Raw genomic sequence first — 15,337 nt, forward strand, 5'->3', positions numbered from 1 at the left:
TTAATCCCGACTGCCCGAAGCCATGCGGATTTTGCTGATTGAAGACCATGTCGAGCTGTCGCGCTGGCTGACCAAGGCATTGCAAGATGCCCACTGGTCGGTCGAATGCGCCATGAACGGCGCCGACGCCGACAGCCTGTTGCACACCCAGCAGTATGCACTAGTGATACTCGACCTCAGCCTGCCGAAGATGGATGGCCTGGAAGTCTTGAAGCGCCTGCGCGCGCGCGGCAGCAAGACGCCGGTGCTGATCCTGACCGCACGCGGCGGCTTGCAGGATCGCGTGCAAGGCTTGAACCTGGGCGCCGACGATTACCTGGCCAAGCCCTTCGAGCTGGTCGAGCTGGAAGCGCGCGTCAAAGCCTTGCTGCGGCGGGCGCAAGGCGGCGAGGCGCCGGTCTACAGCTGCGGCGCGCTGCAGTTCGATACCGTCACGCGCATGTTCAGCTACGGCGGTGCGGCGCTGGCGCTGACACCGCGCGAACATGCGGTGCTGGAAGTGCTGATCAGCCGCGCCGGCCGCGTAGTGTCCAAGGAAAAATTGTTCGATGAAGTATTTTCGCTGGTCGACGACGCCAATCCCGATGCGATAGAAATCTATATCCACCGGCTGCGCAAGAAGCTGGTCCGCACCGACGCCGAAGCGGTCGCCATCACTACCTTGCGCGGCCTCGGCTATCTGCTGGAAGTCGCCGTCGTAAAATGAATGCGCCAGCCAGTCCTGCCGCCGCCAAACCCGCAAAATCCTTGGGAAGTTTGCGCAGCCAGCTGTTGAGCTGGCTGTTGATCCCATTGCTGCTGCTGGTGGCGCTGGATGCTTTTTCGGTTTATCGCAATGCGCTCGATGTGGCCGACCTGGCGTACGACCGTGCCTTGCTTGCTTCTACCCGCGCGCTGGCGGAGCGCGTGTCGGTGGTCGACGGTAAAGTCGTTGCAGACGTCCCCTACGTCGCGCTGGACAGCTTTGAAACCGACACCCTGGGACGCATCTACTACAAGGTCACCGGCACCCGGGGTGAATTCGTCTCCGGCTACGAAGACTTGCCGGCGCTGCCGCCCGATGTGCCGCGCTCGGAAATCTATCCGGCGCTGGTGCGCTTCTATCACGCCAGTTATCACAACCAGCCGGTGCGCATCGCCGCCCTCTATCAGCCGGTCTACGACGACTCGATGCGCGGCATCGCCCTGATCCAGGTCGGCGAAACCATGGATGCGCGCAGCGACCTGACCCGCAAGATCCTGTTCAGCACCTTATGGCGGCAAGGCTTGCTGGTGTGCGTGGCGGCGCTGCTGGTATGGTTTGCGGTGCGCTTCGTGCTGCGCCCGCTGATGCAGCTGAAAGCGACGGTGGAAGCGCGCGCCAGCACCGACCTGGCCGATTTCGACGCCGACCAGGTGCACAAGGAAGTGCGGCCGCTGGTGGTCGCCATGAATGGCTATATGGGGCGCTTGCAGACGCTGATCAGCGGCCAGCGCCGCTTCATCGCCGATGCCTCGCACCAGCTGCGCACGCCGTTGACGGTGCTGAAAACACAAGCTGAGCTGGCCATGCGTGAGCTTGACCGTCATCCCAATGACCCGCGCGCCTGGCAAGACATGCGCGAAATCGTCGCCAGCATCGCCGGCACCACCGACGCCACGGTGCATCTGGCGAACCGCCTGCTGACGCTGGCGCGCGCCGAGCATGGCGTGGCCGAGAGCGGCGTGGCGCCGGTGTCGCTGACCGACATCACGCGCCAGGTCGGGCTCGAACATGCGCTCACGGCTGTCAAGAAGCAGATCGACCTGTCCTTCGATGCCGGCCAGGACCTGGTGGTGGACGGCAGTGCCTTGCTGCTGCATGAACTGGTCAGCAATTTGCTGGACAATGCGATTCACTATACGCCGGCGGGTGGTAAGGTCATCCTGCGCGTGCGCTACGACGCTGCGGCGCGGCGCGCGTTGCTGGAAGTGGAAGACAGCGGCATGGGCATCGCTGCCGAAGATCGCGAACGGGTATTCTCGGCTTTCTACCGGGCGCCGTCGGCGCAGCAGCAGAATCCCAGCGGCGCCGGTCTCGGCTTGTCGATCGTGCGCGATATCGCCGGCTCGCATGGCGCGCAGATCCTGCTTGCCGACGCCGACGCCGGCGAGGGTAACGGTGGCGGCATGGGCCTGAAAGTCACGCTGAGCTTTCCCTTATCTTCATCCCCGCATACCGCTTAAGCTGGCGCGCTTGCGTTTTGCCTCGGCCTTGGTAAGCTACCCGCATAATATTCCTGGTAAAGGAGACTGGCTTTGAGCGATACATCCATCAAGATGGTGCATGGCACGGCGCTGACAGATGCGCAGAAGAAGGATTTGCTGAACCGGCTGGCGCGGGTCGAGGGCCAGATCCGCGGCGTGCAGAAACTGATCGCCAATGCCGCCGTGCCGGCCGATTGCGACAGCGTCGCCCAGCAGCTGGCGGCGGCGCGCAAGGCGCTGGACCGCGCCTTCATCACCTTGCTGACCGATGCCATCGTCACCCACAGCGCAGCCGCCGCCACGCCGGAGCAGGCCTTGCAGAGCGCACAAAATCTGGCAACGCTGCTGGACAAGTTCGGCTGAATATTCCTCTGCATTGACGCACTCCTAAATCACGTAGGGTGGGCACTCCGTGCCCACGCGGATGCGTCTAAGCAAAGCGCGGGCAAAAAACACTTACCCACCCTACCAGGTCGACCGGATGCTGCCGGCGAACTTTAGGTGCATCCCTTATTTCTTTAACCCCGTGTCATTCCTATAATTCCTTTCACAAGATGTCGCGCTGAAAAGGAGTAAGGCATGATCATGGTCGGCAATCGTCCCGCTGCGCAGTCGGGGATCGGCATGATAGAAGTGCTGGTGGCGATGGTAATCGTCGCCTTCGCCATGTTTGCCCTGATCGACATGCAGACCACGGCCCTGCGCTATCAAAAGACGGCGCATTTGCGCGCCACTGCCGGCCAGTTCGGCGCCGATCTTGCCGAGCGGGTGCGCGCCAATATCCGCGGCGCGCACGAGGGCGCTTACAATCTGCCCGGGCAGGTCTATCCGGTACTGGATGCGCCGGCGCCGGCCTGCTTCGATCCTGGCCGCTGCACGGCGCAGGAACTGGCGGCACAGGATATCCATGACTGGCGCAGCCGCCTCAGCGGCGCGCTGACGGGAGGCTGGGGCGAGATCAACGGTTCGGTAAGCCGCGGTTTCACAATACGGGTGTACTTCCGCGACGCCAGCGTCCCGGGCGGCCTGTTTGCTGAAAATTGCCAGCCGCTCGCCGCCGATCCTGCAAGCTATAAAGATGTAGCCTGCTTCGCTACCGCGTTCCTGCCATGAAGCGCGTTACCCCTTGCCTCCAACGCGGCGCGGTGTTGCCGATGCTGCTGATCAGCCTACTGGTCATGGCTTTTCTTGGCTTCAATTCCCTGAACACTGCGCTGCTGGAAGAAAAAATGGCTGCCAATGCCGGTAGCCGGCAACTGGCATTCCAGGCCGCCGAACATGCCTTGCGCTTTTGCGAGAATCAACTGCAGCTGACGCCGGTTACGATTCCGCAGCTCAGGCAGGGACCGGTTGCGGCGGACGGCGCAAACGGCATGCATTACTGGGAAATGGCCGACAGCTGGCGCAACGACAAGATATCCATTCCGGTGCCTCGCATCGGCACTGAGGGCCTTGCGCCGGCAGCACCGGCCCGCTGCCTGGCCGAGCACCTGGAGCTGGATGCCGACCTGCAATTCCAGCTATATGCACCGCAGCCGCGGCCAGCCTTCCGGATTACCGCGCGCGGCGTCGGCGCCAGCAATGCGGCGGTAGTTCTGTTGCAGAGTTATCTGCTCCTCTGAGCCGGCGTCTCATGAACCCTCTGTTTCTTTGCATCTGCGCCATCGTCCTGGTCTTGGCCCCTGCCCGAGCTACGGAGACGCCGGATGAACCGCCCTTCGTCTATGTTGGCAGCTATGAAGCGGGCTCGTGGCTGGGACATGTGCAAGCCTATCCGGTTGGCGCAGGCGGCGTTGCCAAAGTCGCCCGGTGGGATGCCGCCGATCTGATTCCGCCATGGCAGGCGCGCCGCATCGGTACGGCCTCAGGTAACGCCAATGCGATTGCATTCGAATGGCAGCAGCTGGACGAGGCGCAAAGAACCGTATTGTCTTCTGAATATCTGCTGGAGTATTTGAGAGGCAATGACGCGCTGGAAGCCAAGCATGGCGTCGGCAGCTTCCGCAATCGCCAAGGCAAGCTGGGCGACATCATGTATTCCGCGCCGCTGTATGTGGGCCTGTCCGATTCCGCGTATCAGTTCCTCCCCGGCGGCGCCGGCGGCAACGCCTATCAGGAATATGTCAAAAGCAAGAAGCGGCGCCAGGCCATGCTTTACGTCGGCGCCAACGACGGCATGCTGCATGCGTTCGATGCCCTCAGCGGCGTCGAAACCAGCGCCTTTGTGTCAGGCGCGATATTCGACGCCCTGCCTCAATTAAGCGAAGCTGGCTACATCCATCGTCCGTTCGTGGATGGATTGCTCAGCGTTGGCGACGCTTATCTGGGCGCCGCCGGCAGCGCAGCATGGAAGACCATCCTGCTGGGCGCAACGGGCGGCGGCGCCAAGAGCTTGTTTGCGCTTGATGTCAGCGCGCCGCCGGCTCCCGCGGCGCTGCTGTGGCAACGCAGTGATGAAGACGACGGCAGCGGAGCAAGCGATGGCGACATGGGGTACCTGATCGGGGAAGCGTTTGCCGTTCGGCTGGCGAACGGCGCCTGGGCTGCAATCTATGGCAACGGCTACCAAAGCGAAAACCTGCATGCCGTGCTGTATCTGGTCGAGTTGTCCGATGGAGGCTTGATCAAAAAAATCACCATCGGCGCAGGAGATGCCGAAGCACCGAACGGCCTGGCGACACCGGCGCTGGTATTCAATCCGCAGCGCGGCGTCAGTGCAGTCTACGCCGGCGATTTGCAAGGCCGGCTCTGGAAAGTCGATCTGAGCGCGGTTGAACCTCAGCGCTGGCAAGTAGCTTTCAGCAAGGCGCCCCTGTTCATCGCTGCCGACAACGGCGGCAAACCGCAATCGATCGCGCAGCAGTCCTTGCTTGAACAGCATGCCAAAGGCGGCTCCCTAGTCATGTTCAGCGGCGGCAAACCCGGCGATGGCAGGATTCCAGGCGAGGCGCAAAAGCAAAGCCTGTATGGCATCTGGGACAAGGCCGGGAGCGGCCCCGTCAGCGGCAGAGAACAGTTGCAGCAGCAGATGCTGAGCGAAGGCAGCGATGGCACATGGCAGCTGAGTAGTAATGGCGTCAATTGGGGCGTGTCGCGCGGCTGGTATGTCGACCTGCCGGAAAAGCTCGGCTATGTCATCGGCAAACTGCAAATCATCGATGGCGTCTTGTGGCTGCTGACCTATGCGTCTGCGCGCGACAAGTCCTACCTGCTTGCGCTCGACTACCACACCGGCGGCGCTAGCAGCGACGGCGCATTCATCGGGCATCTGAAAAATGCCGCGCTGGTCGAAGTGCCCGCCTCCACCGTCACGCCGATTTTCATCAAGCTGCCGGATGGCCGCAAGCAGCTGGTGATCGCCGGCCGTGACGGCTCGCCGCATGCGGTCGATATCAATCCGGGAACCCAGCCCCCGGTGCGGACCTGGCGCCAATTGCCGGTGCCTGCGGCTGTTGTCGATCCCGGCTAATGGGGCCGGGTCATATGGACAGGCATTGCGCGCGGGGATTCACGCTAATGGAGTTGATGGCAGTGGTGGCGATCGTCGCCATCTTGAGCAGCATGGCGCTGTCCAGCTACAGCCAACATGTCCGGCGCAGCGAACGCATCGCCGCGCGCGCAGTGTTGCTGGAAGCTGCCAGCTGGATGGAACGCCGCTTCTCGGTGCAGCACAGCTATCTCGGCGCCGATGGCCAGATCCCGGTCTTGCCTGCGGGGCTGGATCAGTCGCCCAGGAGCGGGACGGCAAAGTATGTGATCAGCCTGGCAACTGGGCAAACCCAGGCCACAAGCTATGAACTGAGGGCGACGCCAATCCGTGCGGATGCATGCGGCGCCCTGACGCTGGACCATACCGGCGCGCGCGGGCTGATCGGCAATACCGCTCCGTTGGCAGAGTGCTGGGGACGTTAAAAAGCCCGCTGAACGCGGGCTAGTCAGAGTCGGATCTTAGGCCCAGTTAGGCAATAAGTTGAACATTTGTGCTGGCCGTAGCTGGCGCGCTGCTGCATTGCCCACCGGTTGCAGTGCTCGCATTGCGGCGCGCCGAGCGCCTTGCATCGCATCCAGCTACAACCGCCCAACTTATTACCTAGCGGGCCCTTAGCTGGATTGAAACTCAATCGTCGTCATGGTGGCGATGATGTTCGTGCCATCCTTCCCGGCGACGCCACTCGTCGCGGCGCCAATCTTCGTCGCGCCGCTCGCGCCATTCACGGTGTTCGCGCCAGCCCGGCTCTACATAGACCGGCTGCGGCGGCGGGTAATATACCGGCGCCGGCACATAGCGCGGTTCGTACTGCACTACCGGTGGATAGTAAGGTTGCGGCGGCGGCTGCACATAAATGCCGACACCGACATTCACACCGGCAGCCGCACTGCCGCATGCACCTGCGGCGATGGCGCCAAACGCCAGACATGCTAAAAGTTTTTTCATTTGATTATCTGATTTCCTGTTTGCCAATCTATCTGCAGCGATTTCGCCATTTCACAGCCTCAGTTTACGGGCTAGCGCGCGTCAATGTTATTCCGAGAGGCAACAAGTGTAACGTTAAGTAATTTATTGTGGCAAAAATTAATGCGGGTTAGCATGTCATTTTCCTGATTCGCCTTATTTGGCACGGTCCACAGAGAAGCGTATCGGTGCACAATCGCCGCCAGGCGCCCGCTGCCTGGGCAGTCTGACAATCCAGAACAATAAAGGAAGCACGCATGGGCAAGGGCCGTCTGGAAGCCTTCAGCGATGGCGTCATCGCCATCATCATCACCATCATGGTGCTGGAATTGAAAGTGCCGCACGAAGCCAGCCTGTCAGCGCTGTGGCTGATCTACCCGGTGTTTGTCAGTTATGTACTGAGTTTCATCTACACCGGCATCTACTGGAACAACCACCATCACATGCTGCATGCCGTGCAAAAGATCAACGGCTCGGTGCTATGGGCCAATCTGCACCTGCTGTTCTGGCTCTCCCTGATTCCCTTCGCCACCGGCTGGATGGGGGAAAATCATTTTTCGGAAGTGCCGGTCGCCCTGTATGGCGTGGTGCTGATGATGGCCGGCGTCGCTTATTACATCCTGAGCCGCATGCTGATCAAGCTGCATGGCAAGGACTCTGCCCTGGCCAAGGCCGTCGGCAGCGATTTCAAGGGCAAGATCTCGGTGCTCGGCTATGCCCTGGCGATACCGCTCAGTTTTCTGAACCGCTGGATCGGGTTGGGGCTGTACGTGCTGGTCGCCATCATGTGGCTGATCCCGGATCGCCGCATTGAAAAAGTGATCAACAGCTGAAAGCGGTAGTTCTTTTGTGATCGTACCCGGCCTGTATGCGCTACTCCTATCGGCGATTGCCGGGCTTGGATGTAAAAAAGCCTCGCGGTTGGCGAGGCTTTGGAATTACCGATATGTGAGGAGATTCTAGCCATCCAATGCTATCTGCAAAGTGACAAGGCTATGAATGAATCTACTCACATATCCGATAAGCTAGGACAGGTAGATGTACGTATCTTAACGAGAGAATATGACAGGAGTTTGACACGATTTCCTGATCCTCGGCTTGTCCCTACTCCGTGAGATGGAGTTCACCCTTGCTCGACTCCTTCGATGACCAGCCCTTGGGAGTTTCCTTCATGATCAGCTGGATCGTCCGTTCCGAGTCATTGATGGCATGGATGATGTTTTTTATTTTTTCATCCCCATTCGCCTGCAGGGCATACAAAACGCGTATCAGCGAATCTGCATATTTTGGAATATGGCCGCTTTTTTCCCATATTGCTACGGCTTGCTCGGTTCGTCCAAGGGCCTTGCCCAAAGCAGCCTGGGACATCAGCATGGCGGTGCGGATATACCGGAACTCGGTGCCGCCAAGTGTCGATTTCTTGCGAATCAAGGCGCTGGCAATTGCCGCTACCAGGCCGTCTATATTTTGAATCGCCACCGTTTCGCCGTACGGCGTGTTTTTGATACGGTATCCGTTTGCCAGCCAAACGTTACGCAGTCCCCCGTCTGTAAAGTGGTACATATCAGCTCCTGACGACAAATGCCGTGACTACGATGCAATCGGGAGCATGTTCATCTTCACAGGCAACTACCATCGCGACGGCTTTGCCCGCAGTATATCTTTCCATTCGACAGCAAGTATGGCCGGTTTTCATGTCGACCTCCGGTTCCAGATCAATTTTTCCTTTTCTAAGCACATCCAATGCCATCGAGAGTGTTATCTTGCGTACACGCATCTGGCCGAGAGCATGTCTGGAAAAGGAGACGCACTCAGTGTCCTGTGCAATTCTCCTGATCAGCTTTTCCCATTGATGCTTGGAAGTAGACATACAATATACTATAAAAATTATAGATTTTTGATAGTCTATTTTAAACAAAACTTGCTTAAGTATTATCCCTATGTTGGATGCGGGACAATATTACGATTGCGCGCGCAGCGCGCATCCTCAGGATCTTTATGAATTTTTTACCCTTACGTGCAACCCTGCTTTTTAGCCTCGTTTCGATACTAGGCAGCATGCAGCCAGCCAGCGCTGCCGCAACCCCCGACGTTCAAACCATCGTCCTGCTACGCCACGGCGAAAAACCCGAAGCCGGCCTCGGGCAGCTGAATTGCCAGGGCCTCAACCGCGCACTGGCCTTGCCGCGCGTGCTGGAAGCGAAGTATGGCAAGCCCGATGTCATTTTCGCCCCCGATCCCGCCACGCAAAAGAAAGACCACGGCACCAGCTACGACTATGTGCGTTCGCTGGCGACGGTCGAACCTAGCGCCATTTACTTCGGCATGCCGGTGAATGCCGCTATCGATTTTTCCAAGACCGACGACCTGCGCAACGCGCTGCTGGCGCCGCAATACCGCCGCAGCCTGCTGGTGGTCGGCTGGGAGCACAAGATCATCGAGGAGCTGGCGCGCCAGATCGTGGTGGAATACGGCGGCGACCGCGCCAGCGTGCCGCACTGGGAAGACAATGACTTCGACAGCATTTACCTGCTGCGCATCGTGCGCGATGGCGGCGCCACCAAAATCAATTTCAGCGTCGACCAGGAAGGGTTGAACAACCGTCCCTTGACCTGTCCCGCCGGCTAATCCAGAAAAGAGACTCCATGATCCAACGTAAACCAGGTGAACCTGAAACAAGCAGCAAGAAAATCCAGAACGCCGCCACCGTCGGGCTCTACGCCCTGCTGGTGTTGCTGGCGCTGTGGGTCATGCGCGATTTCATTCCGGCGGTAGTGTGGGCCGGCGTCATCGCCATCGCTTTATGGCCGCTGCTGCTGCGCCTGGAGACTCCGCACGGATCGCGCGCGCGGACGATCGGTGTGGCGCTGCTGCTGACCGCGGCAGTGGCCTTGTTTGTAGTGCTGCCTTTTGTGGCGGTGATCACCCAGGCTGCCCACGAGTCGCACGATTTTATCGAGTGGTTCAAGCAGGCTGAAGCGAATGGCCTGCCGCTGCCCGGCCTGGTCGAGCATTTGCCTTTCAGTTCGCCGCAAATCAGTGGCTGGTGGCAGGAAAACCTGGCCCGGCCTTTGCACGATTCGCCTTTCATCAAGGGATTGCATGTCGAAGCGGCAGTCACCGCCGGCCGGCATTTCGGCGCGCTGGCGGCGCACGGCCTGATCCTGTTCGGCTTCATGCTGATGACGCTGTTCGTGATTTTCCAGGCCGGTTCAAGGATGAGCGGCAACCTGGTCAAAGCCACCCGCCGCGCCTTCGGCGTCGACGGCGCCCTGCTGGCGCACCAGATGACGGCGGCCGTGCGCGGCACTGTCGCCGGGCTGGTAGTAGTCGGGATCGGCGAGGGCGCGCTGCTGGGCATCGCCTATGCCATCACCGGCGTGCCGCATGCCACCTTACTTGGCTTGCTGACGGCGATTGCCGCCATGCTGCCGTTCTGCGCCCCGATCATTTTCTGCGGCGCCGCGCTCTGGCTGTTTGCACAGGGAGCGGCCGTCGGTGCAATCAGCGTCGCCGTATTCGGTTTCGTCGTGGTCCTGATCGCTGAGCACTTCGTGCGGCCGCTGCTGATCGGCAGCTCGACCCGCCTACCGTTCCTGCTGGTCCTGTTCGGCATCCTCGGCGGCGCCCAGACCTTCGGCTTGCTGGGTTTGTTCATCGGGCCGGCGCTGATGACGGTGCTGACGGTATTATGGCGTGACTGGGTGGGGCAAGACTGAACCGGCAACGCATCATGAATCCTCGCAGGCAATCAAGAACGGACAGGAACGGAGCAGCATGAAATTCGATAATGTACGCGCCCTGGTTTTCGATGTATTCGGCACGGTAGTGGACTGGCGCAGCGGCGTTGCGCGCGAAGCGGCGCCTTTCCTGGCAAGGCATGGCGCTAGCGCGGCCGATCCGCTGGCTTTTGCTGATGCCTGGCGCCGCCGCTATGCCCCCTCGATGGAAGAAGTGCGCAGCGGTCGCCGGCCCTTTACCCGGCTGGACGTGCTGCACAGGGAGAACCTGGAAGCAGCGTTGCTCGAATTCGGCATCGATCCGTACCGGCTGCCGGCAGCGGAGCTGGGCGAATTGAACCTGGCATGGCATCGGCTCGATCCATGGCCGGACAGCGTCGCAGGTCTGACGCGTCTGAAAGCGGGTTATATCATTGCGCCGCTATCGAATGGCAACGTGATCCTGATGATCGACATGGCCAAACGCGCCGGCCTGCCCTGGGATGCGATTCTCGGCGCCGAAGTGGCGCAAGCCTATAAACCTATGCCGCAGGCTTATCTGCGCACGGCGGAGATTCTGGCTCTGCAGCCGGAGCAGGTTTGCCTGGTAGCGGCCCACAACGGCGATCTCGCGGCAGCACGGAAGTGCGGCCTAAGGACAGCGTTCGTCGCCCGCCCTGCCGAACACGGACCAGGCCAGACCAGCGACCTGGTTGCCGAGCAAGCCTGGGACCTGGTGGCCACGGATTTCGGCGACCTGGCCAGTCAGCTCGGCATGTAACAGCGTCGCTTAAGCAGGCGTCCCGCAGCAGCCGGCCCGTACAAGGTCAGGCATGCACCAGAGGCCGGATGAAAGCCGCTCCGCTCTCGGTAAAAAGCCAGCCAAGTGCACAGCAATTGAGCAGCACCGTCAGCCAAAAGACCGTTTGAAACTGTTCCTTCCTCGACTTGTGGCGCAGCGTCTTCTGCGCCAGCAAGGCCCCCGGCCAGCCGCCGATCAATGCCAGCACGTGCAAGGTGTTCTCCTGAATGCGCCATTGCCTGCTTTGCGCCGCCGATTTGTCGATGGCGTAGGCGACAAAGGCGACCACGCTGGCCACAAGATAGAGACCGGCAAAAGCAAGCGGCAGACGGCCCGCGAAAGCGGCCAGCAGCAGCAAACAGCAAAACGCGACGGTGAAAACGGCCGCAAGCGAACCCGATCTGGCAGGCTTCGGAGCAGCGGCAGCACCGCCTGCAAACCTGACCTTATCAGCGCGAAAACGCCCGTTTTGTTCCAGGATCAGTTCGTAGCTGATGAGATCGCCTTCAGCCGGCCGCCGCTCGCGGTCGGAAAATGCCTTGATGTGGACAAAGGCCTTTTCGTTTTTCCCATTGGTGGCGACAAAGCCAAAGCCCTTGCCATCCTTCCAGCCGGTGATTTTTCCTTGGTAGCGCATAGGGAGCTGGGAGCCGAAACGTATTAAAAAAAAGCCCGCCTGCCTTGCGGCGGCGGGCTAAGTCCAAAACTTAGGGAGTGTTGGAGGAGACCAAACCAATATTGTGCCGCTGAACCAAATTTCAATACCTTTCTTACAGCTGCATTTACTATCTCTCAATACACTGGTCACTTAGGAGTAAATTGCGAGCAAAATTCAAAATCGGATGCGCCCGATTCACCCTGGAGAAATTCTTAAGGAAGATTTTCTTGTGCCATCGAACATGAGTGCAAATGCGCTCGCTGTAGCGTTGAAAATTCCGGCAACCAGGATTGGCGAAATTTTCCACGGACATCGCAGCATCACGCCAGATGCTGCCTTGCGCCTCGCGCGCAATTTTAGAGGAGATGCATTGTCCCGGTTGAATCTCCAGCAAAGCTTTGATTTGAAAATAGCTGAACGGGAAATCCTGCCAAGGATTACCAAAGAAGCTAAGCCGATGGAACAGGTTCAAAGCGCAAATTCAGAAATTTAAGCCCGACGGGGAGCCCAGTTTGTATGGGTATGAGCTCTATACCGGCGATGACAAATTCACCGGGGAAATAACTAGTTGTCCTGAACCGTCCAATAGCACCTCTCAAAATAAAAAACCTCGCACCGTTTTACCGGCCCGAGGTTTTTTGGTTTTCCTTCCGTGGAAACGTATCTGCTGTTTCAGTTTTAATCGCTAAGCAACATGCTGGTGATTGGCGTGATGTCCACTGGAGGGAGGTTTGGGTCGCCATAATAAGCCTGTACCATTGCAATATCGGTTGGGCTGAGATTGCCGTTGCCATTCCAATTTGGATTGCAATAGTTCATGACAGAGTTTAGGTCCCATGCCCCAAACAACGTATCTCCATTGGTTCCCTGAGGTTGTTCATTGGCGCTGCATACACCGGCAGGGGTGTCGGGACGATTCTGCTCGTGTGCAAAGCTGAGGATATGTCCAAACTCATGAACCGCAATGACCCGAATGCAATAATCCTTTTGCGTTTGGCAACTCTGGCTCCAGTTAGCAAATTCAAAATTCAATACGACGCCAGGAGAGAGATTTCTTGCCTGCGACCCCAATGCCGCAGAATATGGCCCGACATCCTGCACCGCAATAGAAACACCCTGGTTGGGTACGCCGGTACATTGCTGCCAGCCAACGAAACGGACCAGCGAGTTTGCCTCCCACGTAGAAGTAACGGCCAGGCGTGTAGTTTCTCTTTGAGATGCGTATTTGTTAAATGTTGCTGTATCCATGCTCCAGCAAGTTGGGATCGCCAACTCAGGCCAGATTGTGGAGACTCGTGGAAAGCCCTTTGCGCCTGACTGCTTCGTTGTATCGGCCTTCTGTGCTGACGACGAGTTACTGCCGTCGCCACAAGCTGATGCCGTCAAAACTATGAGTAACGCTATAAAAGCGCGTATGAGCTTCATTTGATGTTTTTCTCCGCAGCCTGGTTGGTCTTAACTGACGGTCACATAACCTATCAAGCAGTTGCCATTCGCATCTTTATTCGTATAGACAGTGACTGTCGAGCGTTGGGTTTTGGCAGTCAGCAAGGACGCGGTAACGACGTTGTAATTGGGAGTACCGGCATGGAGAGCAGCCCAGGTCTGTCCGTTGCAAAATTGGGCGCCGTTTGCCAAGGTGATGCGTGTCTCGTAATTTCCTGTACTCGGAACCAAACTAATTGTGCTGATTACGCCGCTGGTAACGCCATCCCAAGCGGAGGCAGATCCGGAAACCAAAACTGTTGCCATGGCCAAAGCACCAATAAATTTACGCATGAATATCCTCTAAGGTTGGTTTATAGGAAACAGATAAAACATTGCTGATACTACAAAGTTGCCTAAAGAAAAGCCATTGCATGTTGCAAGTAGTAACAATATGTAACGATTTGTGTTAAAAATATACAACAAAGTGCCATAAAGGCAATAATACTTCATCTTGTATTTTGGCAAATACCGCTGGAATGATTGGCGTGCCCTACGGCAAGGTGGGAAAATAACAATAATGCTTCGACAGCATTGTGGAGAGTTGCTTCGGTTGAAATACTGGGGGAGCGAAAGCGAGGGTGCAAAAATCCAAGGCGCATTAAAGCGGCCAATGTCAAACTTCTTTGTCGTCTTCAAGCACTATCCAATGACGTTCAAAATCGCCGGACAAGGAATGGCGACTTCGGATAACTTTTTTAGATCAAAAAATACTAATTTGGCGGAAATTTGACTTTTTATATAGCTCTTGCACTGATTTTCTGGATACTTGTTCTCCTTGCTGAAAATCGCGAAAAACTACATCCGTTGCTGGTCGCTGTTGCCATCGTTACTTTTGTAATGCTCGCCGGCTTCCGTTGGGAAACGGGATATGACTGGATCGCTTATGAACAAGCGCTCAACGATTCTCCTCCGCTACTCCAGTTATCTTTCACAAATCTGCCAGAAGCCTTAAGGCCAATGGAAGCCTTGTTCATCATTCTGCTTGCCACGATAAAGCAGTTTGGCGGCAGCATCCAGGCGCTGTATTTTATCGTTGCACTTTTCAACGGAATTTCATTCTTTATCTTCGCCCGGTACTGTCGCGCAAATTTTGTTTTTGTTTTTGCCATTTATTTCTGCTGGGCGTATCTGCTGGCCCAGATGGGGATCATGCGACAGTCAATCGCGGTGTCATTTTTGATGCTTTCACTTATTCGATTCGACAAATCAAGATATATCTCTGCGCTGGCGCTGTTCTTGGCGGGAGTTTTTTTCCAATATTCGATTGTGGTACTGGCGCCGATATTTTTTACATCGAGCTATAAAAAAATCATGGCGTTCAAGATCCCTGTTTTACTGGGACTGGCGGCTTTTTATTTTTCAGGATTGGGATTGTTCGATTTGCTGGGGGTACTGGCTGAGAATATCCGGTTCAGCTTTATTGCGGAGAAGCTTCATCATTACCAGAGCATCGGACCGTCGCTAAAAACACCGGCAGCAACAGCTTATTTTTTATTGAATATTTTTGTTTTTTTGTATTTCTCAAAAATCGTCGATGTCACTTCTCGCTTAGAAAAATCGCTGATGCTGTCGATTCTCCTGATGATCATTGTAGAAGCGCTTCTCTGGCAAATTCCCTTGTTTTGGAATAGGACAAAATATTTTGTTGTGATAGCCCAAGGGATCTTGCTCTATCGCACATGGCCCGTAATAACGCCGCGACATAAAGCGATCCAGCTGGCGGCTGTTTTCATCCTGAGCATGGCGGCACTAGTTAGACCGTTGCTCGGCGAACCGGCGCTTCCATACATTCCTTACCAGTCAGCGATGCGCTTCATATTCACGAATAATCCGGGTGACGGGCGTAAGAGATTAGAGCAGTACAACCTCACGGCTAGTATGGCCTGTCCACCGGAAGGATGTCGCTACGGCACTGTGGAACTGCCTAGCCAAATCCCCGCAATTGCCTTGCCGTTGACTGACAAATAATCCGCATGTCCGTTGCTAGACCG

The 15,337-nt window shown here is 57.3% G+C and carries 19 protein-coding genes; 13 read left to right on the forward strand and 6 right to left on the reverse strand.

All coding sequences use genetic code 11. The features are described 5' to 3' along the window. Positions 1-22 precede the first annotated feature (22 nt). From BCF11_RS10405 to BCF11_RS10435, 7 genes are all read left to right on the forward strand, one after another. Positions 23-706 (forward strand): response regulator, encoded by a 684-nt coding sequence (locus BCF11_RS10405; protein WP_098494676.1) that lies wholly within the window; start codon positions 23-25, stop codon positions 704-706. Then, a complete protein-coding gene (locus BCF11_RS10410) occupies positions 703-2,205 on the forward strand; it encodes a sensor histidine kinase (RefSeq protein ID WP_098494677.1) in 1,503 nt (500 codons plus the stop codon). Before BCF11_RS10405 ends, BCF11_RS10410 begins: the two co-directional genes overlap by 4 nt. A gap of 72 nt (positions 2,206-2,277) precedes the next feature. Beyond that, positions 2,278-2,589, forward strand: coding sequence for a metal-sensitive transcriptional regulator (locus tag BCF11_RS10415; RefSeq protein WP_098494678.1), 312 nt, complete (start codon positions 2,278-2,280; stop codon positions 2,587-2,589). 216 nt (positions 2,590-2,805) lie between these two features. Further along, on the forward strand, positions 2,806-3,339 hold the full coding sequence (gene pilV, locus BCF11_RS10420; protein ID WP_098494679.1) for a type IV pilus modification protein PilV: 534 nt from the start codon (positions 2,806-2,808) through the stop codon (positions 3,337-3,339). After that, positions 3,336-3,848 (forward strand): PilX N-terminal domain-containing pilus assembly protein, encoded by a 513-nt coding sequence (locus tag BCF11_RS10425; protein WP_098494680.1) that lies wholly within the window; start codon positions 3,336-3,338, stop codon positions 3,846-3,848. Before pilV ends, BCF11_RS10425 begins: the two co-directional genes overlap by 4 nt. Before the next feature lie 11 nt (positions 3,849-3,859). Beyond that, positions 3,860-5,695: a pilus assembly protein gene (locus BCF11_RS10430; RefSeq protein WP_098494681.1), complete on the forward strand. Its 1,836-nt coding sequence runs from the start codon at positions 3,860-3,862 to the stop codon at positions 5,693-5,695. A 14-nt stretch (positions 5,696-5,709) separates the two neighbouring features. Next, on the forward strand, positions 5,710-6,138 hold the full coding sequence (locus tag BCF11_RS10435; RefSeq protein WP_199110818.1) for a type IV pilin protein: 429 nt from the start codon (positions 5,710-5,712) through the stop codon (positions 6,136-6,138). Between the two features lie 205 nt (positions 6,139-6,343). Here BCF11_RS10435 and BCF11_RS10440 read toward each other — a convergent pair whose 3' ends face one another. Further along, positions 6,344-6,661 (reverse strand): hypothetical protein, encoded by a 318-nt coding sequence (locus BCF11_RS10440; RefSeq protein ID WP_098494683.1) that lies wholly within the window; start codon positions 6,659-6,661, stop codon positions 6,344-6,346. 275 nt (positions 6,662-6,936) lie between these two features. Here BCF11_RS10440 and BCF11_RS10445 point away from each other — a divergent pair, with 275 nt between their 5' ends. Then, positions 6,937-7,512: a TMEM175 family protein gene (locus BCF11_RS10445; RefSeq protein ID WP_098494684.1), complete on the forward strand. Its 576-nt coding sequence runs from the start codon at positions 6,937-6,939 to the stop codon at positions 7,510-7,512. 271 nt (positions 7,513-7,783) lie between these two features. On the opposite strand, the gene BCF11_RS10450 is transcribed toward BCF11_RS10445, so the two are convergent. Together BCF11_RS10450 and BCF11_RS10455 are read right to left on the reverse strand one after the other, a co-directional pair. After that, entirely contained in the window at positions 7,784-8,242 is a 459-nt protein-coding gene (locus BCF11_RS10450; protein WP_098494685.1) for a DNA-binding transcriptional regulator, read from the reverse strand. Between the two features lies 1 nt (position 8,243). After that, positions 8,244-8,549, reverse strand: a complete 306-nt coding sequence (locus tag BCF11_RS10455; RefSeq protein WP_143751295.1) for a DUF4258 domain-containing protein — start codon at positions 8,547-8,549, stop codon at positions 8,244-8,246. A gap of 128 nt (positions 8,550-8,677) precedes the next feature. Between BCF11_RS10455 and BCF11_RS10460 the strand changes: the two genes are divergently transcribed. From BCF11_RS10460 to BCF11_RS10470, 3 genes are read left to right on the forward strand one after another with little or no spacing between them, the layout of a single operon-like run. Continuing rightward, the gene (locus BCF11_RS10460) at positions 8,678-9,307 is read left to right on the forward strand and encodes a histidine phosphatase family protein (RefSeq protein ID WP_098497429.1); all 630 of its coding nucleotides are present in this window, start codon (positions 8,678-8,680) and stop codon (positions 9,305-9,307) included. Positions 9,308-9,324: 17 nt separating this feature from the next. Further along, positions 9,325-10,398 carry an AI-2E family transporter gene (locus BCF11_RS10465; protein WP_098494687.1) on the forward strand — a complete coding sequence of 358 codons (1,074 nt, stop codon included), beginning with the start codon at positions 9,325-9,327 and terminating at the stop codon, positions 10,396-10,398. A gap of 58 nt (positions 10,399-10,456) precedes the next feature. After that, a complete protein-coding gene (locus tag BCF11_RS10470; protein WP_098494688.1) occupies positions 10,457-11,179 on the forward strand; it encodes a haloacid dehalogenase type II in 723 nt (240 codons plus the stop codon). A 46-nt stretch (positions 11,180-11,225) separates the two neighbouring features. Here the strand turns inward: BCF11_RS10470 and BCF11_RS10475 are convergent, their stop codons facing one another. Beyond that, complete coding sequence (locus BCF11_RS10475; RefSeq protein ID WP_098494689.1) at positions 11,226-11,837, reverse strand: cold shock and DUF1294 domain-containing protein; 612 nt, start codon at positions 11,835-11,837, stop codon at positions 11,226-11,228. 205 nt (positions 11,838-12,042) lie between these two features. Here BCF11_RS10475 and BCF11_RS10480 point away from each other — a divergent pair, with 205 nt between their 5' ends. Next, a complete protein-coding gene (locus BCF11_RS10480; RefSeq protein WP_098494690.1) occupies positions 12,043-12,351 on the forward strand; it encodes a HigA family addiction module antitoxin in 309 nt (102 codons plus the stop codon). Positions 12,352-12,536: 185 nt separating this feature from the next. Here BCF11_RS10480 and BCF11_RS27520 read toward each other — a convergent pair whose 3' ends face one another. Next, on the reverse strand, positions 12,537-13,283 hold the full coding sequence (locus BCF11_RS27520) for an ATPase (protein WP_143751296.1): 747 nt from the start codon (positions 13,281-13,283) through the stop codon (positions 12,537-12,539). 30 nt (positions 13,284-13,313) lie between these two features. Beyond that, positions 13,314-13,637 carry a hypothetical protein gene (locus tag BCF11_RS27525; RefSeq protein WP_143751297.1) on the reverse strand — a complete coding sequence of 108 codons (324 nt, stop codon included), beginning with the start codon at positions 13,635-13,637 and terminating at the stop codon, positions 13,314-13,316. A gap of 435 nt (positions 13,638-14,072) precedes the next feature. Between BCF11_RS27525 and BCF11_RS10495 the strand changes: the two genes are divergently transcribed. Further along, a complete protein-coding gene (locus BCF11_RS10495; protein ID WP_098494693.1) occupies positions 14,073-15,314 on the forward strand; it encodes an EpsG family protein in 1,242 nt (413 codons plus the stop codon). Positions 15,315-15,337: the final 23 nt, after the last annotated feature.

Origin of the sequence: Collimonas sp. PA-H2, assembly GCF_002564105.1 — a bacterium.
Lineage (GTDB): Bacteria > Pseudomonadota > Gammaproteobacteria > Burkholderiales > Burkholderiaceae_D > Collimonas.